At 71.2% G+C, this 20,591-nt stretch carries 14 protein-coding genes; 4 read left to right on the forward strand and 10 right to left on the reverse strand.

Annotated elements, in window-relative coordinates:
- The first annotated feature begins 77 nt into the window (after positions 1-77).
- Entirely contained in the window at positions 78-968 is an 891-nt protein-coding gene (gene bioC / locus J7357_RS04560) for a malonyl-ACP O-methyltransferase BioC (protein ID WP_209245081.1), read from the forward strand.
- On the opposite strand, the gene J7357_RS04565 is transcribed toward bioC, so the two are convergent.
- From J7357_RS04565 to J7357_RS04580, 4 genes are all read right to left on the reverse strand, one after another.
- A complete protein-coding gene (locus J7357_RS04565; RefSeq protein ID WP_209245082.1) occupies positions 936-2,450 on the reverse strand; it encodes a glycosyltransferase family 39 protein in 1,515 nt (504 codons plus the stop codon). The two genes, bioC and J7357_RS04565, sit on opposite strands and share 33 nt — an antisense overlap.
- A gap of 116 nt (positions 2,451-2,566) precedes the next feature.
- Positions 2,567-2,995 (reverse strand): ketosteroid isomerase-related protein, encoded by a 429-nt coding sequence (locus tag J7357_RS04570; RefSeq protein WP_010341872.1) that lies wholly within the window; start codon positions 2,993-2,995, stop codon positions 2,567-2,569.
- A 31-nt stretch (positions 2,996-3,026) separates the two neighbouring features.
- Positions 3,027-3,662, reverse strand: coding sequence for a YdcF family protein (locus tag J7357_RS04575; RefSeq protein ID WP_209245083.1), 636 nt, complete (start codon positions 3,660-3,662; stop codon positions 3,027-3,029).
- Positions 3,647-4,606, reverse strand: a complete 960-nt coding sequence (locus tag J7357_RS04580; protein WP_209245084.1) for a pyridoxal-phosphate dependent enzyme — start codon at positions 4,604-4,606, stop codon at positions 3,647-3,649. The genes J7357_RS04575 and J7357_RS04580 overlap by 16 nt, the downstream gene beginning before the upstream one ends.
- Positions 4,607-4,770: 164 nt before the next feature.
- On the opposite strand from J7357_RS04580, the gene J7357_RS04585 reads away from it, so the two are divergent.
- Entirely contained in the window at positions 4,771-5,289 is a 519-nt protein-coding gene (locus J7357_RS04585; RefSeq protein WP_209245086.1) for a hypothetical protein, read from the forward strand.
- 507 nt (positions 5,290-5,796) lie between these two features.
- A complete protein-coding gene (mnmG, locus tag J7357_RS04590; protein WP_209245087.1) occupies positions 5,797-7,686 on the forward strand; it encodes a tRNA uridine-5-carboxymethylaminomethyl(34) synthesis enzyme MnmG in 1,890 nt (629 codons plus the stop codon).
- A 352-nt stretch (positions 7,687-8,038) separates the two neighbouring features.
- On the opposite strand, the gene J7357_RS04595 is transcribed toward mnmG, so the two are convergent.
- The 5 genes from J7357_RS04595 to J7357_RS04615 all read right to left on the reverse strand — a co-directional run bounded on the left by J7357_RS04595 (position 8,039) and on the right by J7357_RS04615 (position 16,322).
- Entirely contained in the window at positions 8,039-8,992 is a 954-nt protein-coding gene (locus tag J7357_RS04595; RefSeq protein ID WP_209245089.1) for an alpha/beta hydrolase, read from the reverse strand.
- Between the two features lie 268 nt (positions 8,993-9,260).
- Positions 9,261-10,118: a PA4780 family RIO1-like protein kinase gene (locus J7357_RS04600; protein WP_209245090.1), complete on the reverse strand. Its 858-nt coding sequence runs from the start codon at positions 10,116-10,118 to the stop codon at positions 9,261-9,263.
- Positions 10,119-10,547: 429 nt separating this feature from the next.
- Entirely contained in the window at positions 10,548-11,996 is a 1,449-nt protein-coding gene (locus tag J7357_RS04605) for an efflux transporter outer membrane subunit (protein ID WP_209245091.1), read from the reverse strand.
- On the reverse strand, positions 11,993-15,121 hold the full coding sequence (locus J7357_RS04610) for an efflux RND transporter permease subunit (protein WP_209245093.1): 3,129 nt from the start codon (positions 15,119-15,121) through the stop codon (positions 11,993-11,995). The genes J7357_RS04605 and J7357_RS04610 overlap by 4 nt, the downstream gene beginning before the upstream one ends.
- A 10-nt stretch (positions 15,122-15,131) precedes the next feature.
- Positions 15,132-16,322 carry an efflux RND transporter periplasmic adaptor subunit gene (locus J7357_RS04615; protein ID WP_209245095.1) on the reverse strand — a complete coding sequence of 397 codons (1,191 nt, stop codon included), beginning with the start codon at positions 16,320-16,322 and terminating at the stop codon, positions 15,132-15,134.
- A gap of 295 nt (positions 16,323-16,617) precedes the next feature.
- Between J7357_RS04615 and J7357_RS04620 the strand changes: the two genes are divergently transcribed.
- Positions 16,618-19,047: a membrane-bound PQQ-dependent dehydrogenase, glucose/quinate/shikimate family gene (locus J7357_RS04620; RefSeq protein ID WP_343237388.1), complete on the forward strand. Its 2,430-nt coding sequence runs from the start codon at positions 16,618-16,620 to the stop codon at positions 19,045-19,047.
- 214 nt (positions 19,048-19,261) lie between these two features.
- Here the strand turns inward: J7357_RS04620 and J7357_RS04625 are convergent, their stop codons facing one another.
- Positions 19,262-20,569, reverse strand: a complete 1,308-nt coding sequence (locus J7357_RS04625; RefSeq protein ID WP_209245096.1) for an MFS transporter — start codon at positions 20,567-20,569, stop codon at positions 19,262-19,264.
- Positions 20,570-20,591: the final 22 nt, after the last annotated feature.

Genomic DNA, 20,591 nt, shown 5'->3' on the forward strand with positions numbered 1-20,591 from the left:
CGCCGCGCGTGCGCAGAACGCGGTGATGCAGGCGCCACCGCTGGCCGCGGCGCGACGCCGGCGGCGATAATGCGCGGATGGATCCTTCCGCGTTCGACTCCCAGCACATCCGCCGCGCGTTCGCGCGCGCCGCCGCCAGTTACGATGCCGCCGCGGCGCTGCAACGCGAGGTGCAGGGGCGCTTGCTGGAATCGCTGGACTACCTCGGCGACCGCGTGCCGCAGGTGGTGCTGGACGTGGGCAGCGGCCCGGCGCATGCCGCCGCGGCGATGAAGAAGCGCTGGCCGCGCGCGCAGGTGATCGCGCTCGACCAGGCCCTGCCGATGCTGCAGCAGGCCAAGCGCCAGGCCGGCTGGTGGAAGCCGTTCGGCCGCGTCTGCGCTGACGCGCGCGCGCTGCCGCTGGCCGAGCACAGCGTCGATGTGATCTTCAGCAATCTGTGCCTGCAGTGGGTCGAGGACCTGCCGGCGGTGTTCGCCGGGTTCCGCCGCGTGCTGCGTCCCGGCGGCCTGCTGCTGTGTTCCAGCTTCGGTCCGGACACCCTGGTCGAGCTGCGCGAGGCCTTCGCCCAGGCCGACCGGACCACGCCGCACGTGAGCCGCTTCGCGCCGATCGCGCAGTTCGGCGATGCGCTGATGCTGTCGGGCTTCCGCGATCCGGTGCTGGACCGCGACGTGTTCAACCTGACCTATCCTGACCTCGCCGCGCTGATGCGCGAACTGCGTGCGATCGGGGCCACCAACGCGCTGCAGGCGCGCCGCCACACCCTCACCGGCCGCGGCCGGTTCGCCGCCGCCACTGCCGCCTATGAGCCGCTGCGTGGCGCCGACGGCACCCTGCCCAGCACCTGGGAAGTGATCTACGCGCACGCCTGGGCGCCACCGCCGGGCGCACCGATCCGCGAGGGTGGCGGCGAGATCGCCGCGGTGCCGCTGTCAGCGATCCCGATCCGCCGCCGCGGCGACTGAGCCGGGCCGCACCCGGAACAGCACCCGGCCCTGGTAGGGCGCCCCCAACACCTGCGCCTGCGCCCCCTGCGCGGCGATGCGCGCAGCGACCAGCGGCCAGGCCTCCTGCTTGCACACCCACACGCGCCCGGCGCGCGGTTGCCGCAGCACCGTGAGCAGATCGGCGTCGTATTCGGGTCCGAAGCGCGGCGTGTCGGACAAGGGATCCAGGCGGATCTTGCGCACCTGCGCGCCCAGTTCCAAGCGCAGGCCGTAGCGCGCCATGTCCTCGACGAACACCATCTCGCGCACCGGCGCATCGGCACGCTGCGCGATCGCCTGCGCCCAGGCGCCGGCATCCTTGTGCGTGGGCAGCAGCGCCACGGCCAGTTCGATCGCCAGCAACAGCCCGCACCAGCCCAGCAGCCACGGCCAGCGCCACGGTGCGCGCCCTTCCTGCGCGCGCTGCCATGCCGCCAGCAACGCCAGCGGCACGAACAGCGGCAGCACGTACAGCGGCAACCGCGAGCGCGACAGGCACAGCACCAGCAGCGGCAGCAGCAGCCACAGCGTCAGCAGCAGCGGCGCAGCCTGCTGCAGGCGCAGCGCCGGATCGCGCCACCACCGCCGCAGCCGCCGCGGCAACTGCCAGGCCCAGCGCGCCAGCGCCGGCGTCCACGGCAGCGTGCCCAGGACCAGGATCGGCGCGTACGCCACCGCCCAGCCGTACCACTGCGCGTTGCGCCCGAACGCGTCGCTGGCCACGCGCTTGACCACTTCGTCGCCGACGAAGTACTGCAGCAATCCCGGATGGCCGTGGATCACCGCCAGGTACCAGGGCAGCGCCAGCACCACGAACAGGACGATGCCGGAGAGCTGCAGCGCGCGCCGCGGCGGCCCCGGCGTCACCGCGTTGAACAGCAGCAGCGCCGGCAGCGGCAGCAGGCCCGGCGGGCCCTTGGTCATGAACGCCAGGGCGAAGCCGGCCCACATCGCCGCGATCCAGCGCTTGCCCTGGCCGGGCGGATGCGCGCGCGCTTCGACGAAGGCCCACACCGCCAGGGTCTCGCAGGCGGCGAGCAGGAAGTCGGTGGAGATCCACTGCGCCGCGCCGAACGGCGCCAGCATGGTCGCGTACAGCAGCGCCGCCTGCGCCGGCAGCTCAGGGCGTTCGGGAAACAGCCGCGCGGCCAGGCGCCACACCAGCAGCACGCACAGCAGGTAGGACAGCGCCGACGGCAACCGCGCCGCCCAGGGCGAGGGCCCGAACACGGCGACGCTGGCGGCGATCGCCCAGTAGGTCAGCGGCGGCTTGGTCCAGTGCGCCACGTCCTCGCTGCGCCGCGGCGTGAGCCAGTCGCCGCTGTGCAGCATGTTCAGCGCGACATTGGAATAGCGGCCCTCGTCGGCGTCCCAGATGCCGCGGGCGCCCAGCAGGGCCAGCGCGAGGGTGCAGGCCAGCAGCGCCACCGCGACGGCCGGGGAACGGAGCAGCGCGCGCATCGGCAATCCTCTCGGTCGACGCGGCGACCATAGTCACCGCGCCCGCGGCCGCAGATGACGGCCGGCGGACAGTTTTGCGACAGCGCGAACGCGCCGGCCTCGGGCCGGCGAGCGGCTCAGGCGGAGACCTGCGCGATCCAGTCTTCCAGGTTGTAGTAGTTGCTGACCCGGGCGATCCTGCCGTCGCGGATGTCGAAGAACGCCCCGCCCGGCAGCACGTAGCGCTGGCCGCGTGCCTCCGGCAGGCCGGTATCGGTGTGGTGGTATTCGCCATGCACCACGTACTCGGCGGCGGCGCGGCGGCCGTCCTGCGCGGCCAGCACCACGATGTCGTGCAGTTGCTCGCGGTAGCTGGCGTTCATGCGCTGCAGGAAGGCGGCGAACGCGTCCTTGCCGGTCTCGCGCGCGCCCTGGTTGAGATCGTGGGCGACATCGTCGCTGAGCATGCCCAGCATGCCGTCCCAGTCGCCACGGTTGAACGCGGCGTAATAGGCCTGGACCAGGGCGATGGCCTGGTCCTGCGCAGGAACTCCGTGGTTACTCATGGCTGCCGCCCTCCGGCCGGGGAAAGGCCCATCATACGGTCTCGCCGCCGTGCTCAACGCCCCGCTCCAGCAGGTCGCGATGGAAGAAGTACAGCTCCTGCAGCAGGAAGCGCCAGCGGGTCTGGAAGCTACGGAAGCGGCTGCTCGGCGTCGACGAGGCCAGCGCGTCGATCTGCAGTTCCTGGCAGAGCCGCAGCGCCCGCGCCATGTGCAGCGGATCGCTGACCACGATGGCCCGGTGCAGGCCGTGTTCGCGCATCAGCCGGCGTGCCTCGATCAGGTTCTGCCGGGTGGTGCGCGACACCGTCTCGATCAGGATCGCGTCGGCCGGCACGTCGTGGCGCAGCGCATAGCGCCGGGCCACCTGCGACTCGGCGAAGCGCGCGCCGTTGCCGAAGCCGCCGGTGAAGATCAGGGTCGGCGCGTAGCCGCGCTGGTACAGGTCCAGGCCGTGACGGATGCGCTCCTCGAACACCGGCGAGGGCTTGGCGTCGTAGGCCGCCGCGCCGAGCACGATGATCGCGTCGGCCGGCGCCGCCTGGTCGCGGTCGCCGACCCAGACGATGTAGATCGCCACGCCCAGCAGCCACAGCCCCAGCAGCGCCGCCAGGCGCAGCAGCCAGCGCAGCCAGCGGAAGCCGCGCCGCGCGCTCATGCCGCGCCCCACGGCAGGGCGTCCAGGTCGACGTTGCCGCCGGACAGGATCACCCCCACCCGGCGCCCGGCGAAACGCGCCGGCTGCGCCAGCACCGCCGCCAGGGCGATCGCCGAGGACGGCTCCACCACCTGCTTGAGCACCTGCCACAGCAGCCGCATCGCCGCCACGGTGGCCGCGTCCTCGACCACCAGCACCTCGGCATGGCCGTGCAGCAGGTCGAAGTTCGGCTCGCCCAGGCTGCCGCGCAGGCCGTCGCAGACGGTGTCCGGGACCATGTCAACCCGGCGCTCGCCGGCAGCCAGCGAGCGCGCGGTGTCGGCGGCGCCGGCCGGCTCGGCCAGCAGCAGTTGCGCCTGCGGCGCCCGCGTCGACAGCGCCAGGCGGCTGCCCGCGGCCAGGCCGCCGCCGCCGACCGGCACCACCAGCAGGTCCAGCCCGCCGCTGGCGTCCAGCAGTTCCAGCGCGGCGGTGCCCTGCCCGGCGATCACCGCCGGATCGGCATAGGGGTGCACCAGGGTCGCGCCGGTATCGCGCTGCACCTGCGCGCACAGCGCCTCGCGTGCGGCGATGCTGGGCGCGCAGCGCCACAGCGTGGCGCCGTGGCGGGCGATGTTGGCGAGCTTGGCGGCGACCGCGCCCTCCGGCACCACCACATGGCAGCCGATGCCGCGGGTGCGCGCGGCCAGGGCCAGCGCTGCGCCATGGTTGCCCGAGGAGTGGGTGACCACCCCGCAGGCCGCCTGGGCCGGGTCCAGCGCCCACACCGCGTTGCAGGCGCCGCGGAACTTGAACGCGCCGCCGCGCTGCAGGTGTTCGGCCTTGAAGTACAGGTGCGCGCCGGTGGCGGCATCCAGCGCCCGCGAACGCAGCACCGGGGTCGGCCGCGCGTGCGCGGCAATGCGTGCGGCGGCCGCCAGGACGTCGCCGAACTCGGGCAGAAAACGTGAGACCATGCGCGAAAGGGTAGCGTATCGTCGCCAAACTGCAGCGTCCGCAACCGGCGCAGGTTCGCCGCCGTTGCGCGCGACTTAAGCGTTCAAGTGCATCGCGGGAAGTTAAGGGGGGATTCAATGCAACGGACCGAACCTGTCAGCCAGCCTGCTGGAGGGCAAACGCCATGAAACTGCGCCTGATCTGCGCCGCTGGACTGCTGGCCGCACTGGGCGGCTGTGCCACCTACGACTACGCCGGAGGCGGCGAGGGTGGCTACTACCGTGGCGCGCCCTCGGTCGAATACCGGTATCCGCCCGGTTACTCCGAGTACTACTCGCCGTACGGCGCCGTGCCCTACTACGGTTACGGCCCGGCCTACTACGGCTACTACGGTTACGGCGTGCCGTATTACTACTATCGCGGCTACGACGGCCCGCGCCACCGCCCGCCGCCGCGTCCGCGGCCGGACGACGGTGGGTCGGCACCGCCGCCGCCACCCAGCGTCGGCGGCCGGGTGCCGTCGCCCTGGCGCAACCTGGACCGCCTGCGCCGTCCGGACGCGCTCAATTCGGCGCCGCGGCCGCAGTCGATGCAGCCGCCGCGACCGGCGATGCAGCGCCCCGAGGGGGTTCAGCGGCCGCCCGCACCGCGCCCTGGCAATATGGGACGCAGCAATGGGACACGTCGCACACTCGAGCCCTGAGAAAGGGCTTGCGTTCGCCTGTCCCAGCACGCACTCTACGTCCTACGGGGTGACCGCCTGCGTCGCTTTATGACCCGAAGGGGTTGACCCCACCGTCTATGTCGATGTCCGACAGGGAAATCTGGATCCCCCCTGTTCCGGCCCTGTCGGGCGTCGGCGCCTCACAACGAAAAGCCCCGGTCCGCCGGGGCTTTTCGCGTTGGGGCCTTGCCGTTGCTGGCGCGGCACCGGCGACCGGCGAAAAACGGGCATAAAAAAGGGCCGGTAGTCCCCCGACTACCGGCCCCCAGCTCCCCCAACGTGCGCGTGACTGGCCCCTGTTCCAATTCCAGTCATACGCCCCTGACGCATTGCCACGTTGGGTGCAGTGGGAATATCTGCAGATTGCGTGCCAACTTGAGGCCGAGATCTGCAATTTGTGATGCAACCGCTAAAATTCCTGTTCACACCCTGGGCGACCTGCCGTGCCGCCCCCTGCCACCGGCCCCGCCGGCCGACGAGACCCCGATGAGCGACTCTTTCTACCGCCATGACGTGATCGTGATCGGCGGCGGCCATGCCGGCACCGAGGCGGCGCTGGCGTCCGCGCGCGCCGGCGCGCGCACCCTGCTGCTGACCCACAACGTGGAGACCGTGGGGGCGATGAGCTGCAACCCGGCCATCGGCGGCATCGGCAAGGGCCACCTGGTCAAGGAGATCGACGCGCTGGGCGGGGCGATGGCCCAGGCCGCGGACCTGGCCGGCATCCAGTGGCGGACCCTCAACGCGTCCAAGGGCCCGGCGGTGCGCGCGACCCGCTGCCAGGCCGACCGCAGCCTGTACCGTAGCGCGATCCGGCGCCTGGTCGAGGCGCAGCCGAACCTGACCGTGTTCCAGGCCGCGGTGGACGACCTGGTGATGGACGGCGAGCGCGTGCGCGGCGTGCTGACCCAGACCGGGCTGCGTTTCGAGGCGGGCGCGGTGGTGCTGACCGCCGGCACCTTCCTGGCCGGCAAGATCCACATCGGCCAGACCCAGTACGCCGGCGGCCGCGCCGGCGATCCGCCGGCCACCGCGCTGGCGCAGGCCCTGCGCGACGGCCGCTTCGGCGTGGACCGGCTCAAGACCGGCACCCCGCCGCGCATCGACGGGCGCAGCCTGGACTACGCGGCGATGGAGGAACAGCCCGGCGACGATCCGTTGCCGGTGATGTCGTTCCTGGGCGAGGTGGCGCAGCATCCGCGCCAGGTCTCGTGCTGGATCACCCACACCACCGAGCGCACCCACGCCATCATCCGCGGCGCGCTGGACCGCTCGCCGCTGTATACCGGCCAGATCGAGGGCATCGGCCCGCGCTACTGCCCCTCGATCGAGGACAAGGTGGTGCGCTTCGCCGAGAAGGCCAGCCACCAGATCTTCGTCGAGCCGGAAGGCCTGGACGTGGTCGAGATCTATCCCAACGGCATCTCCACCTCGCTGCCGTTCGACGTGCAGCTGGAGCTGGTGCGCTCGATCCGCGGCTTCGAGCGCGCGCACATCACCCGCCCCGGCTACGCCATCGAATACGACTTCTTCGACCCGCGCGGGCTCAAGGCCTCGCTGGAGACCAAGGCCATGCCCGGGCTGTTCTTCGCCGGGCAGATCAACGGCACCACCGGCTACGAGGAAGCGGCCGCGCAGGGCCTGATCGCCGGCCTCAACGCCGCGCGCCAGGTGCGCGGGCTGGAACCGTGGTCGCCGCGCCGCGACCAGGCCTACATCGGCGTGCTGATCGACGACCTGATCACCCATGGCACCAGCGAGCCGTACCGCATGTTCACCAGCCGCGCCGAATACCGGCTGCAACTGCGCGAGGACAACGCCGACGCGCGCCTGACCGGCATCGGCCACGACCTGGGCATCGTCGACGAAACGCGCTGGGCCCGCTTCCAGGCCAAGCAGGACGCGGTGGCGCGCGAGAACGAGCGTCTGCGTGCGCTGTGGGCCACCCCGGGCAACGCGCTGGGCCGCGAGGTCGCGACGACGCTGGGCGTGGCGGTGAGCCGCGAGACCACCGTGCTGGACCTGATCAAGCGCCCGGAGCTGGACTACGCCGCGCTGATGCGGGTGCCGTCGCTGGGTCCGGGCGTGGCCGACGCGCAGGTGGCCGAACAGGTGGAGATTGGCATCAAGTACGCCGGCTACCTGGACCGCCAGCGCGAGGAGATCGCGCGCCAGCAGCGCCACGAGGACACCCCGATCCCGGCCGCCTTCGACTACGCGCAGGTGCGCGGCCTGTCGGCCGAAGTGCAGCAGAAGCTCGAGCGCGTGCGCCCGCAGACCGTCGGCCAGGCGCAGCGCATCCCCGGCATGACCCCGGCGGCGATCTCGCTGCTGCTGGTGCATCTGGAGCGGGCGCGCCGCAGCCGGGTGGCGTGATCGTCGCATACGCGCATCGCGCGCAGCACCCCCACGCAGGAGCGGCTTCAGCCGCGACCTGGGCGTGCCGGCAATGCCCCGTCGCGGCTGAAGCCGCTCCTTTGTTTTTCCCTTCTCCCCTCGGGAGAAGGTGCCCCGAAGGGGCGGATGAGGGTACGGATGGTGCACTAAGGTCCGGAGGCGGCGCTGCGCTCCCGGACCCTCACCCCAACCCCTCTCCCGGCGGGAGAGGGGCTTTGACTACGGAAGCCGACGCATCCGCGCGACTGGCACATGGTTCCAGCCGAGGCAGCGCGTGCCAGCACCGGCGGCGATTGCCGGGAGGTGGTACACGCTGCGGTAGGGCTCAGTCCTATGCAGCCACCGGCAGCAGCCGCTGGCGCAGCAGCAGCGCGGCCAGGTCCAGGGTTTCGCCGGCCACGCGCATCACGCTGCCCATGTTGATGAAGCCGTGGATCATGCCGGGGTGGACGCGCACCAGGGTTTCCACGCCGGCTTCGCGCAGGCGCTGCGCGTAGTGCAGGCCTTCGTCGTGCAGCGCGTCGCGGTCGGCGAGCACCACCAGCGCCGGGGCGACGCCGGCCACATCCGGCGCGACCACCGGCGAGATGCGCCAGTCCGACCCCAGCGACGGGTCGGGCAGGTACTGACGGTCGAAGAAGCGCATCGCCGCGTCGGTCAGCGGCGGGATGCCGGCGTTGTGCACGCGCGAGGGGAAGGGATTGTCCGCACGCAGGTTGGTCAGCGGATAGATCAGGATCTGGCAGCGCAGGGCGATGCCGGCATCGCGCGCGGCCAGCGCGGCGCTGGCCGCCAGGGCACCGCCCATGCTGTCGCCGGCAATGGCCAGGCGCTGCGGATCGGCGCCGACCTCGCCCGGGTGCGCGGCCACCCAGTGCACCACCGCGATCACGTCCTCGATGCCGGCCGGCGCCGGATGTTCGGGCGCCAGCCGGTAGTCCACCGCCAGCACCTGGCAGCCGGCGCGCGCGGCCAGTTGCCGGCACACGTCGTCGTGCGAATCGAGGTCGCCGACCACGCCACCGCCGCCGTGCGCGTAGACGCAGGTCGGCGCCGGGCCGGCGTCGAGGCCGTGCGGGCGGTACAGGCGCAGCGGAATCGGGGCGGCCGGGCCCGGTGCCTGCAGGTCGCGGACCTCGGCCATCTCCACGCGTGGGAAACCGAACTGCGCGGCGACGCCGCGCATCATCGCCCGTGCCTGGGGCAAGGGCAGTTCCTCCATCGGCGGCTGCCCGGACTGCTGGGCCTGGGCGAAGAAACGCACGACGTCTGGATCGAAATACATGGGTGGCCCTCCCGGGGCGGCTGCGCAAGCGGCGTCGGGCAGATTGTTATTTTCTATAACCATTTTCGCAAATAAGCGAACCTGGACGCCCGTGCGCGCCAGCGGCGGATCAGCGACAGGCGGCCGATCGTCGCGCCGCGGATGCGCGTGCAATGCAGGCACGGCGAGGCATTGCGCCGCCTGCGGCACGCGCTGGCGGCGGGCGCGCACGCGGTGCCGCCACATTGCGGCGCAGCATGGACTTGCGCGCTGCGTGCCGGAACGCGGCTCAGTCGTCCTGCGCGGCGGCTTCGCGGCCCTGCTGGCGGATGATGGCCTCCTGCCGCGCGTCCTCGATCGAGGCGCGCACGGCGCGCACGTCGGCGCGACGGGTGTCGAAGGTGAAGCGGCCGGTGAGCACGCTGTCCGGGCGCAGCGCGCCCTTCTCGTACAGCGCCCACATCTCCTCGCCGTAATGGGTGGCGTTGAGCTCGGGCGCGAAGCGGCCCAGGCAGTCGCGCAGGTTGTGCACGTCGCGCAGCAGCATGCTGCGGGCGGCGTTGTTGCCGGCGGCGCTGACCACCTGCGGGAAGTCGATCACCACCGGGCCGTCGGCGCCAACCAGCACGTTGTATTCGGACAGGTCGCCATGGACCAGGCCCAGGCACAGCATCCTGACCACGTCGCCGACCAGTTGCGCGTGGAAGGCCTGCGCCTGCGCCGGCTCCAGTTCGACTTCGCCCAGCCGCGGCGCGCTCTGCCCGTCGGCATCGGTGACCAGGTCCATCAGCAGCACGCCATGGAAGTAGCCGCGCGGTTGCGGCACGTGCACGCCGGCGTCCACCAACTGGTACAGGGTGTTGGCCTCGGTGTCCTTCCACGCCGCTTCCTGCTCGCGCCGGCCGAACTTGCTGGCCTTGCCGATCGCCCGCGCATGGCGGCTGCCGCGCACCTTGCGGCCTTCCTGGTACTGCACACGGGCCTGGAAGCTGCGCTGCGCCATGTCCTTGTAGACCTTGGCGCACAGCACGTCGTCGCCGGCCTGGACCACGTAGACCGCAGCCTCCTTGCCGCTCTTGAGCGGGCGCAGCACGCCGTCGATGACGCCATCGTCGATCAGCGGCTGCAGGCTCGGGGGAATCTTCATCGGGTGCGGCATACCTGGAGTGAGTCGCCGCGATTATGGCGCAAGCCTGGTGCAGTGCCCGGCATGCCGCTGTGGCGTCGAGGGTGTCGCCAATGCGCTGAAGAGGCGTCCGGCGCGGCCTGCGGCTTGTGCGACGAACGATCGGCGGCGCGGCGGCGTCCGGCATTTGTCTACGACGTCCGCCGAGGTGCAACGCCGCGTTCAGCTATCGAGATGGTGGCGCAGGGCTGTCGTGTCGTGTGCGGCAAGGGCGCGCGCGAGGCGTTGCCTGGGTGGATGGCTGGATAGGCGTTCGACTGCCGTCGCGTCGGGACTGAAGTCCCTCCCACAAGGGAGCGTCGTGGGTGACGACGCTCCTGCTCGCTCAGGCTCGCACAGGCCTGCTTCGCGCTCGCCGCAGGCCCGCCTGGGGCCTGCCTCGATCGCGGTTCAGGGCGCGGTAGCGGCCTGAGCCGGGGCCTGGGCGTCGGCGCCGCCGCCGAGCACCTGGTACAGGGTGACGCGGTTGCTGGCGTCCTGCAGGCGCAGCGCGATCAGCGCCTGCTGCGCGGCGAACAGCGAACGCTGCGCGTCCAGCACCGGCAGGTGGCCGTCCAGGCCGGCGCGGTAGCGCGCGTCGGCCAGGGTGTAGCTGCGCTGGCTGGCGTCGACCAGGGCCTGCTGTGCGGTCAACTGCGCCTGCAAGTGGTCGCGCGCGGCCAGGGCGTCGGCCACTTCGGCGAAGGCCGACTGGATCGCCTTCTCGTACTGCGCCACGGCGATGTCCTTGCCGAGCTTGGAGGCGTCCAGCGAGGCCTTCAGCGCGCCGGCGTGGAAGATCGGCGCGGTGATGCTGGGCACGAACGACCAGGTGCGGCTGCCGGCAGAGAACAGCGTGGACAGCGCATCGCTGCTGCGCCCGGTGGACGCGGTCAGGCTCAGCGACGGGAAGAACGCCGCGCGCGCAGCGCCGATGTCGGCGTTGGCGGCCTGCAGGCTGTGCTCGGCGGCGAGTACGTCCGGACGCTGCAGCAACACCGTCGAGGACAGGTGCGCCGGCAGCGGCGCCAGCGCGACGCTGCCCTGCATCGCCTGCGCGGTGGGCAGCAGCGCTGCGTCCACCGGCGCGCCCACCAGCAGCTGCAGCGCATCGCGCGCCTGCGCCAGCTGGGTAGCGGCGCTGGCGACGGCCACGCGTGCCGACTCCACGCTGGTCTGCTGCTGCGCCAGGTCCAGCCCGGACGCACTGCCGATGCTGTGCCGGCGCTCGGTCAGTTGCAGGGTCTGCGCCTGGCTGTCCAGGGTCTGCTGCGCCAGCTCCAGTTGCGCCTGGTCCGCGCCCACGGTCAGCCACGCTGCGGCGACCTGGGCGACCAGGCTCAGGCGCACGTTGCGCTGGTTCTCGGCGCTGGACAGCCAGTTCTGCAAGGCCTCCTGCTTGAGGCTACGCAGTTGCCCGAACAGGTCCAGCTGCCAGCTGCTGAGCCCGACCTGCAAGGTGTCGCTGGTGCTGACCTCGGGGATGCCGTCGTCATTGCTGGCGGCGCTGGTACGGCTGCGGCTCATGCTGGCGTTGGCGTCGAACGAAGGCAGTTGCGCGGCGCGCTGGATGCGGTACTGCGCGCGCGCCTTGTCGATGGACAGCACCGCCACGCGCAGGTCGCGGTTGTTCTGCAACGCCAGCGCGATGGTCTGGCGCAGGCGCGGATCCAGGAACACCTGCTGCCAGTCCGGCATCGCCAGCGTGTCGGTGGCGGCGCCGGCGGCGGGCGCCGCATCGACCGCGGCCAGGTCGGCCGGCACCGGCGCCGCCGGGCGCACGTAGGTCGGCGCCAGGGTGCAGCCGGACAGGGCCAGCAGCGTGGCCACCGCCACGCTCATGCGAGCGATCGCGCTCATGCCTGCGCCTCCGACTTGGCGACCGCCGGCCCGAGGAACAGGCGCCGCACGATCACGTAGAACAGCGGCACGAAGAACAGGCCCAGGGTGATCGAGGCCAGGGTGCCGCCGGTGACGCCGGTGCCCAGCGAGTGGCGCGCGGCCGAGCCGGCGCCCTTGCTGAACACCAGCGGCAGCACGCCGAGCAGGAACGCCAGCGAGGTCATCAGGATCGGCCGCAGGCGCATCTGCACCGCGTGCAGGGTGGCGGCGAGCAGGCTCTCGCCGCGATGCTCGAGGTCGCGCGCGAACTCGACGATGAGGATGCCGTTCTTCGCCGCCAGGCCCACCGTGGTCAGCAGGCCGACCTGGAAGTAGACGTCGTTCTCCAGCCCGCGCAGGGTCATCAGCAGCACTGCGCCGAACACGCCCACCGGCACCGCCAGCATCACCGCGAACGGAATCGACCAGCTCTCGTACAGCGCCACCAGGCACAGGAACACGAACAGCAGCGAGATCGCGTACAGCGCCGGCGCCTGGTTGGCCGACAGCTTTTCCTGGTAGGCCATGTCCGACCAGGCGTAGCCGAAGCCGTGCGGCAACTGCTTGCTGAGTTCGGCCATCGCGTCCATCGCCGCGCCGGAGCTGACCCCGGGCACCGCCTGGCCGGTCAGCTCCATCGCCGACACGCCGTTGTAGCGTTCCAGCGCCGCCGGCGCGCTGGTCCAGTGCGAGCGGGTGAACGCCGACATCGGCACCATGTCGCCGCCGCCGTTGCGCACGGTCCAGCGGTCCAGGTCCTGCGGCGCCATGCGCGCATCGGCGTCGCCCTGCACGTAGACCTTCTTGATGCGGCCCTTGTAGATGAAGTTGTTGACGAAGTCGCCGCCAAGCGCGCTGTTGAGCGTGGCGTTGATGTCGCCCGGGTCCACGCCCAGCGCCTGCGCCTTGGCATCGTCGATCTTGACCGCGTACACCGGCGCGTCTTCCAGGCTGGCGTAGCGCACGTTCATCAGCTTGGGATCGTGCTGGGCCAGGCGCAGCAGCTTGTCGCGCGCTGCGACCAGGGCGGCGTGGCCGGCGCCTTCGTAGTCCATCAGCTCGAAGGTAAAACCGGAGGCGTCGCCGAGGCCGGTGATCGCCGGCGGCGAGGTCACGAACAGCTCCGCGTCGGGCACGTCGGCCAGCGCCTTGTTCAGATGGTCGGCGATGGTCGCCGCGTCGTCGTCGCGGTCGTCCCAGTCCTTCAGCCGCACGAACGCCATGCCGACGTTCTGGCCGGCGCCGGTGACGCTGAAGCCGGCCGAGGACAGCACCGAGCGCACGCCCGGATCCTTCAGCGCGGCCTTGGTCAGCCGGTCGGTCACCGCCAGGGTCTGCTCCAGGGTGGAGCCGGCCGGCAGCTTGACCAGCACGTTGAGCATGCCTTCGTCCTCGTCGGGCAGGAACGCGCCGGGCAGGCGCCACAGCAGCAGGCCGGTGACCGCGATCAGCAGCGCATAGGCGACCAGGCCCAGCGCGCGCTTGCCCAGCACCCGCTCGACCAGCGTGCGGTAGCGCTCAGACAGGTGCCGGAAGCGGGTGTTGAACCAGATGAAGAACCAGCCCAGGCGCCCGTGCGAGCCGATCGGGGCCTCGCCCTGGTGCAGCGGCTTGAGGATGGTGACGCACAGCGCCGGGGTCAGGGTCATCGCCACCAGCACCGACAGGATCATCGAGGCGGCGATGGTGATCGAGAACTGGCGGTAGATCACGCCGGTGACGCCGTTGAAGAACGCCATCGGCACGAACACCGCGGTCAGCACCAGCACGATGCCGACCAGCGCGCCGCCGATCTGCTGCATCGAGCGCAGCGTGGCTTCCTTCGGCGGCAGGCCTTCCTGGCCCATCACCCGCTCCACGTTCTCCACCACCACGATGGCGTCGTCGACCAGCAGGCCGATCGCCAGCACCATCGCGAACATGGTCAGGGTGTTGATCGAATAGCCGAACGCGGCGAGCACGCCGAAGGTGCCCATCAGCACCACCGGCACGGCGATGGTCGGGATCAGCGTGGCGCGCCAGTTCTGCAGGAATAGGTACATCACCGCCACCACCAGCAGCACCGCTTCGATCAGGGTGATGACCACTTCCTTGATCGAGGTGGTGACGAATGGCGTGGTGCTGAAGGCGATGTGGTAGTTGAAGCCGTGCGGCCAGTATTGCTTGAGTTCCTGCAGGCGCTGGTCGATGGCCTTGGAGGTCTCCACCGCGTTGGCGTCGGAGTTGAGCTCGATGCCCAGCGAGGCCGAGGGCTTGCCGTTGAAGCGGGTGATGCTGTCGTAGGTCTCCGGGCCCAGGCCGATCCTGGCCACGTCCGACAGGTGCACGGCCGCGCCGCTGGCATCGCTCTTGAGCACGATGGCGCCGAACTGCGCCGGGGTCTGCAGGCGGCTACGGGTGGTCACGGTGGCGTCCAGGCGCTGCCCGCGCAGCGCCGGCTGGCCGCCGATCTCGCCGGCCGACACGTCGGTGTTCTGCGACTGCAGCGCGTTCTCCACGTCCGAGGGCATCAGCGCGTACTTGCGCAGCTTCTCCGGGTCCAGCCAGATGCGCATGGCGTATTCCGAGCCCATCGGCTGGATGTTGCCGACGCCGCTGACGCGGCTGATCTGGTCGTCGATGTTCGATTCCATGTAGTTGGCGACATCGAAGTTGTCCATGCTGCCGTCGTCGGAGGTGAACGCCACCACCTCGAACAGCGAGCCGCTGGACTTGGTGATGACCAGGCCGTTCTGCTGCACCGCCTGCGGCAACACCGACATCACCGACTGCAACTGGTTCTGCACCTGCACCTGCGCGGTGTCGGCGTTGGTGCCGGTCTCGAACACCAGGTTGACCTGCGCGGTGCCGTCCGAGGCGCTGGTGGAGGTCATGTACAGCAGGTGGTCCAGGCTCTGCTGCGACTGCTCGATCAGCTGGGTGACGGTGTTTTCCACCGTCTGCGCCGAGGCGCCGGTGTAGGTGGCGCGCACGGTGATGGTGGGCGGCGCCATGTGCGGATAGCGTTCGACCGGCAGCCCATGGATGGCCAGCATGCCGATCAGGACGATGACGATGGCCATGACCCAGGCCACCACCGGGTGGTTGACGAAGAAGCGCGACATGCGGGAGTCCTCAGTCGGCCTGGGCGTCGTCGCCCGGAAGCGCCGGCGCGGCATCGAGCTGGGCGGCGGTGACCGGATACGGCTGCGCCGGCTTGCCGAGTTCGGCACGGCTGCCGTTGACCACGATCAGGCGCTCGCCCGGCTTGAGCCCGGACTCCACCAGCCAGTCGTGGCCGATGGCCTCGCCGGTGCGGATGTGCCGCTCCACCACCTTGTCGTGCGCATCCAGCAGCTTCACCACCGGCTCGCCCTTGCTGTCGCGGGTCACCGCCTGCTGCGGCACCAGCACCGCGCCCTGGTCGGTGGCCATCGGCAGCACCGCGCGCAGGTACATGCCCGGCAGCAGCAGGTGCTCGGGGTTGGGCACCACCGCGCGCAGGGTGACGTTGCCGGTGCCGGCGTTGACCTGGGTGCCGACGAATTCGAGGGTGCCGGCGTGCGGATAGGTGCTGCCGTCCTCCAGCCGCACCTGCACCTGCGCCTTGCCGTCGATGGCGTGGATCTGCCCGGCGTCGAGCTGGCGGCGCAGCGCCAGCATCTGCGTGCTGGACTGGGTGACGTCCAGGTAGATCGGATCCAGCCGCTGGATGGTGGTCAGCGCCGCGTCCTGCGCGGCGGTGAGCAGCGCGCCGACGGTGTAGGCGGAGGTGCCGATGGTGCCGGAGATCGGCGCGGTGATGCGGGTGTAGTCGAGGTTGATGCGCGCCGCCTGCAACGCCGCCTTGGCCGCGACCACCGCCGCCTCGTCCTGGCGCAGCGCGGACACCGCGTCGTCGGCGTCCTGCTTGCTGGCCGCGTCCATGTCGGTGAGGCTGCGGGTGCGCTCGGCCTTGGGCCGCGCGCTGGCCAGCGCCGCCTCGGCCTGCACCAGGTTGCCGCGGGCGATGTCGTAGGCGGCCTGGTACGGCGCCGGATCGATCACGTACAGCGCCTGCCCGGCCTTGACCTCCTGGCCCTCCTGGAACAGGCGCTGGCGCAACAGCCCGCCGACCTGCGGGCGCACGTCGGCGGTCTCGTAGGCCACGGTGCGACCGGCCAGGGTGCGCTCCACCGGCAGCGTGCGCGCGCCCAGGGTCAGCACCCCCACCCGCGGCGGCGGCGCGGCCGCCGGCTTGTCGCCGGAGCAGCCTCCGGCCACGGCAATGGCCAGCAATACGGCACAGCGAACGGGACGACGAGGCGCCTGGAAGAGGTCGGGCATGGGGAGGACGGCTGGGAAGAAACGCGCAACGCTACTCCACGGATGTGTCGCATCGCACCATCCCTGTAACAGTGCGTTGTACGGGCTTCACCAAGGTCGGAGAAACGTCGGAAACCGGCACGCAGCGTCGCGTCGGCTGGCGTCGCCATTCGTTCTATTACCGAACACAAATGCGATAATCGCCCAACGTGGCGACGTCCTTTCCAGACGCGGCATGTCATCGTGCGCACGCCCGCCTTCCGCCCTCGTGGCCGGCCGCGGACGCCGTGCGTCTCCCCTGCAGAGGATCGAAAACGTGCAAACCCAATCGGATGTGTCGGCCGGCGGCCGGATATTGCTGTGGAGCGTCGGCCTGCTGCTGGCGCTGATCGGGCTGGCGCTGCTGGTCGGCGGCATCCGCCTGGCCACGCTCGGCGGCAGCGTCTACTTCCTGGCGATGGGCGCGGCCTGCATGGCCTCGGCGCTGCTGGTGCTGCGGCTTCGCCCGGCCGGGGCCTGGCTGTACGCGCTGGCCTTCGTGCTGAGCGTGGCCTGGGCGTACTGGGATGCGGGCCTGGCGTTCTGGCCGCTGGTGTCGCGGCTGATGATGCCGGCGGTGCTGGCGCTGCTGGTCGCCCTCGTCTACCCGAGCCTGCGCCGCGCCCGCGGCCTGCGCGGCGGACGCGGCGCCTATGCGCTGGCGGCGGTGCTGGCGCTGGCCTGCGCCGGCGGCCTGGCCGGCATGTTCGTGCCGCATCCGCCGGTGGCCGCCAGCGGCCCCGGCCCGGCACCGGTGCCGGTGACCCCGGCGCAGGCGCAGCGCGACTGGAGCCACTACGGCAACACCGCCGGCGGCAGCCGTTTCGCCGCGCTGGACCAGATCGGCCGCGGCAACGTCGACCAGTTGCAGGTGGCCTGGACCTACCGCACCGGCGACATCGCCCTCAGCGACGGCAACGGCGCCGAGGACCAGACCACCCCGCTGCAGATCGGCGAGACGCTGTATGTGTGCACGCCGCACAACAACGTCATCGCGCTGGACGCCAGCAGCGGCCGGCAGCTGTGGAAGCGCGAGATCAATGCGCAGTCCTCGGTCTGGCAGCGCTGCCGCGGCCTGGCCTACTTCGATGCCGACGCGGCGCTGGCCCAGCCCAGCGCCGCCAATGCCTCGCCGGTCGCGGCGGCGGTGCTGCCGGCCGGCGCCAACTGCCGCCGCCGCGTGCTGACCAACACCATCGACGCACGGCTGATCGCGCTGGATGCGGACACCGGCGCGTTCTGCAGCGGCTTCGGCCAGAACGGCCAGGTCGACCTGAAGGCCGGCCTCGGCGCCGCACCCGATCCGTTCTACCAGCTGACCTCGGCGCCGACCGTGGCCGGGACCACGGTGGTGGTGGGCGGCCGCGTCGCCGACAACGTGCAGGCCGACATGCCCGGCGGGGTGATCCGCGGCTTCGACGTGATCACCGGCGCGCAGCGCTGGGCCTTCGACCCGGGCAACCCGCAGGACACGCAGCCGCCGGCTGCGGGCAAGACCTACGTACGCAGCACGCCGAACGTGTGGGCGCCGATGTCCTACGACGCCGCATCCAACACCGTGTTCCTGCCGATGGGCAGCCCGTCCACCGACCTGTACGGTGCCGAGCGCAGCGCGCTGGACCACCGCTTCGGCGCCTCGATCACCGCGCTGGATGCGAGCACCGGCCAGGTCAAGTGGGTCTACCAGACCGTGCACAACGATCTGTGGGACTTCGACCTGCCGATGCAGCCGAGCCTGATCGACTTCCCGATGGCCGACGGCCGCAAGGTGCCGGCGCTGATCATCGGCACCAAGGCCGGCCAGCTGTACGTGCTCGACCGCGCCACCGGCAAACCGCTGACCGAGGTCCGCGAGGTGCCGGTGAAGGCCGCCGACATCCCGCACGAACCGTATGCGCTGACCCAACCGCTGTCGGTGGGCATGCCGCAGATCGGCACCAAGCACCTGAGCGAAGCGGACATGTGGGGCGCCACCCTGCTGGACCAGATGCTGTGCCGCATCGCCTTCAAGAAGATGCGCTACGAGGGCCTGTACACCGCGCCCGGCACCGATGTGTCGCTGAGCTTCCCCGGCTCGCTGGGCGGCATGAACTGGGGCGGGCTGTCGGTCGACCCGGTGCACGACGTGGTGTTCGCCAACGACATGCGCCTGGGCCTGTGGGTGCAGATGATTCCGCAGAAGGCCGAGAAGGCCGCCGCCTCCAGCGGCGGCGAGGCGGTCAACACCGGCATGGGCGCGGTGCCGCTGAAGGGCACGCCGTACGCGGTCAACAAGAACCGCTTCCTGTCGGCGCTGGGCATCCCCTGCCAGGCGCCGCCGTTCGGCACGCTCAGCGCGATCGACCTGAAGACCCGCCGCATCGCCTGGCAGGTGCCGGTGGGCACCGTGCAGGACACCGGCCCGCTCGGCTTCAAGATGCACCTGCCGATCCCGGTCGGCATGCCGACGCTGGGCGGCACCCTGGCCACGCAGAGCGGCCTGGTGTTCATCGCCGGCACCCAGGACTACTACCTGCGGGCGTTCGACAGCGGCACCGGCAAGGAACTGTGGAAGGCGCGGCTGCCGGTGGGCAGCCAGGGCGGGCCGATGACCTACGTGTCGACCAAGACCGGCAAGCAGTACATCGTGATCACCGCCGGCGGCGCGCGGCAGTCGCCGGACCGCGGCGACTACGTGATCGCCTACGCCTTGCCGAACGCCAAGTAGGAAAACGGCACGCCATTGCCACCTGCATGCGGTGGCAATGGATGGACCCGCGTTCGTGAGACCTCACAGCGCCTCGACCGAGGCGCCGCAGGTTGGTCGACACATCGAGCACGGCGCCGGGCAGCGGCGCCGATCGGGCGACGCACGCCAGGCCGCGTCGCAAAGCGCGTTGTCCTCGAAGCCCAGACAGACCCGCGCCCGCCCCGCCCTGCCCTCAACGCGCCGGCTGCAGCCGCATCGTCAGCACCGCGGCAATGGCCACCAGCAGCGGCAACGCCAAGACGTAGTACAGATTGGCCGGCTGCCAGCCGGCGTCGACCAGCACGCCGACGGTCATCGGCGAGAGGATCGCGCCGACGCGGCCGATGCCGATCGCCCAACCCAGGCCGGTGGTGCGCACGGTGGGCGCGAACACGATCGGCGCCAGCGCATACAGGCCGGCCATCGAGCCGAACAGCGCCGCACCGATCACGAAGGCCACCGGGAAGGCGAGCTGCAGCTGCGCGCCGAGCGTGGCGAACGCCGCCATGCCCAGTGCGGCGATCAGGAAGCTGGCTGCGGTCAGCCGTGGCAGCAGAAAACGTGCGGCCAGACCGCCGAACAAGGCGCCGCCGACGATGCCGCCCAGGTTCAGCAGCACGCCGCCGGTGACGCCCTGCTCGGCCGACAGCCCGGCTTGCACCAGCAGCTTCGGCGTCCAGCTCAGCACGAAATAGAAGGCGAACATGTGCATGAAGAAGCCCAGCGCGATCAGCACGCTGTTGCGGCGCAGGCGCGGGGTGAACAGCGCCGCGTAGCCGGCCTTCTCCTGCACCGGCGGGCGCGGCGGCAGGGCATCCAGGGTCGGTGCGCGCATGCGCGCCAGCAGCGCGTTGAGCCGCGCCAGCGCATCCGGCGGGCGCCGGCTGAGCAGGAAATCCAGCGATTCGGGCAGCAGCGCCAGCACCACCGGGATACACAGCAGCGAGGCGAGTGCGCCGAACACGAAGGCCGCGTGCCAGCCCCAGCGTTCCAGCAGCATCGCGGCGATCAGCCCGCCCAGGGTGGCGCCGATGGGATAGCCGGTGGCCTGCAGCGCCACCGCGGTGCTGCGCCACTTCGGGCTCGCGTATTCGGCGGTGATCACGCCGACGCCGGCGAGCATGCCGCCGATGCCGATGCCGGTGAACACACGCAGCGCGGCCAGTTGCCAGATGTCCTGCGCCAGCGCCGAGGCGGCCATGCCGACGGTCAGGATCACCAGGCAGCACAGGATCATGTTGCGCCGGCCCCAGCGGTCGGCCAGCGGCGCCAGCAGCAGCGAACCCAGCGCCATGCCCACCAGCCCGGCGCTGAGCGCGATCCCCAGCAGCTTGCCGGACAGGTGCCAGGCCTCCGACACGTGCGGGGCGATGAAGGCCATCACCATCACGTCGAAGCCGTCCAGCATGTTCAACAGCACGCAGACCGCGATGGCCGTCCACTGGAAACCGCTCATGCGGTCTAGGACGAGCGCGGTGGGCGGGGCGGCGGCATGGCTCATGGGGTCACTCCTGCTGGAACGG

Source organism: Xanthomonas sp. D-109, assembly GCF_017746095.1.
Taxonomy (GTDB): domain Bacteria; phylum Pseudomonadota; class Gammaproteobacteria; order Xanthomonadales; family Xanthomonadaceae; genus Xanthomonas_A; species Xanthomonas_A sacchari.

Bases quoted from the DNA above. Each gene is read 5' to 3' on its own strand.
- bioC (WP_209245081.1), top strand. From the start codon at position 78: ATGGATCCTTCCGCGTTCGACTCCCAGCACATCCGCCGCGCGTTCGCG.
- J7357_RS04565 (WP_209245082.1), bottom strand. From the start codon at position 2,450: ATGCGCGCGCTGCTCCGTTCCCCGGCCGTCGCGGTGGCGCTGCTGGCC.
- J7357_RS04570 (WP_010341872.1), bottom strand. From the start codon at position 2,995: ATGAGTAACCACGGAGTTCCTGCGCAGGACCAGGCCATCGCCCTGGTC.
- J7357_RS04580 (WP_209245084.1), bottom strand. From the start codon at position 4,606: ATGGTCTCACGTTTTCTGCCCGAGTTCGGCGACGTCCTGGCGGCCGCC.
- J7357_RS04585 (WP_209245086.1), top strand. From the start codon at position 4,771: ATGAAACTGCGCCTGATCTGCGCCGCTGGACTGCTGGCCGCACTGGGC.
- mnmG (WP_209245087.1), top strand. From the start codon at position 5,797: ATGAGCGACTCTTTCTACCGCCATGACGTGATCGTGATCGGCGGCGGC.
- J7357_RS04595 (WP_209245089.1), bottom strand. From the start codon at position 8,992: ATGTATTTCGATCCAGACGTCGTGCGTTTCTTCGCCCAGGCCCAGCAG.
- J7357_RS04600 (WP_209245090.1), bottom strand. From the start codon at position 10,118: ATGAAGATTCCCCCGAGCCTGCAGCCGCTGATCGACGATGGCGTCATC.
- J7357_RS04605 (WP_209245091.1), bottom strand. From the start codon at position 11,996: ATGAGCGCGATCGCTCGCATGAGCGTGGCGGTGGCCACGCTGCTGGCC.
- J7357_RS04610 (WP_209245093.1), bottom strand. From the start codon at position 15,121: ATGTCGCGCTTCTTCGTCAACCACCCGGTGGTGGCCTGGGTCATGGCC.
- J7357_RS04615 (WP_209245095.1), bottom strand. From the start codon at position 16,322: ATGCCCGACCTCTTCCAGGCGCCTCGTCGTCCCGTTCGCTGTGCCGTA.
- J7357_RS04625 (WP_209245096.1), bottom strand. From the start codon at position 20,569: ATGAGCCATGCCGCCGCCCCGCCCACCGCGCTCGTCCTAGACCGCATG.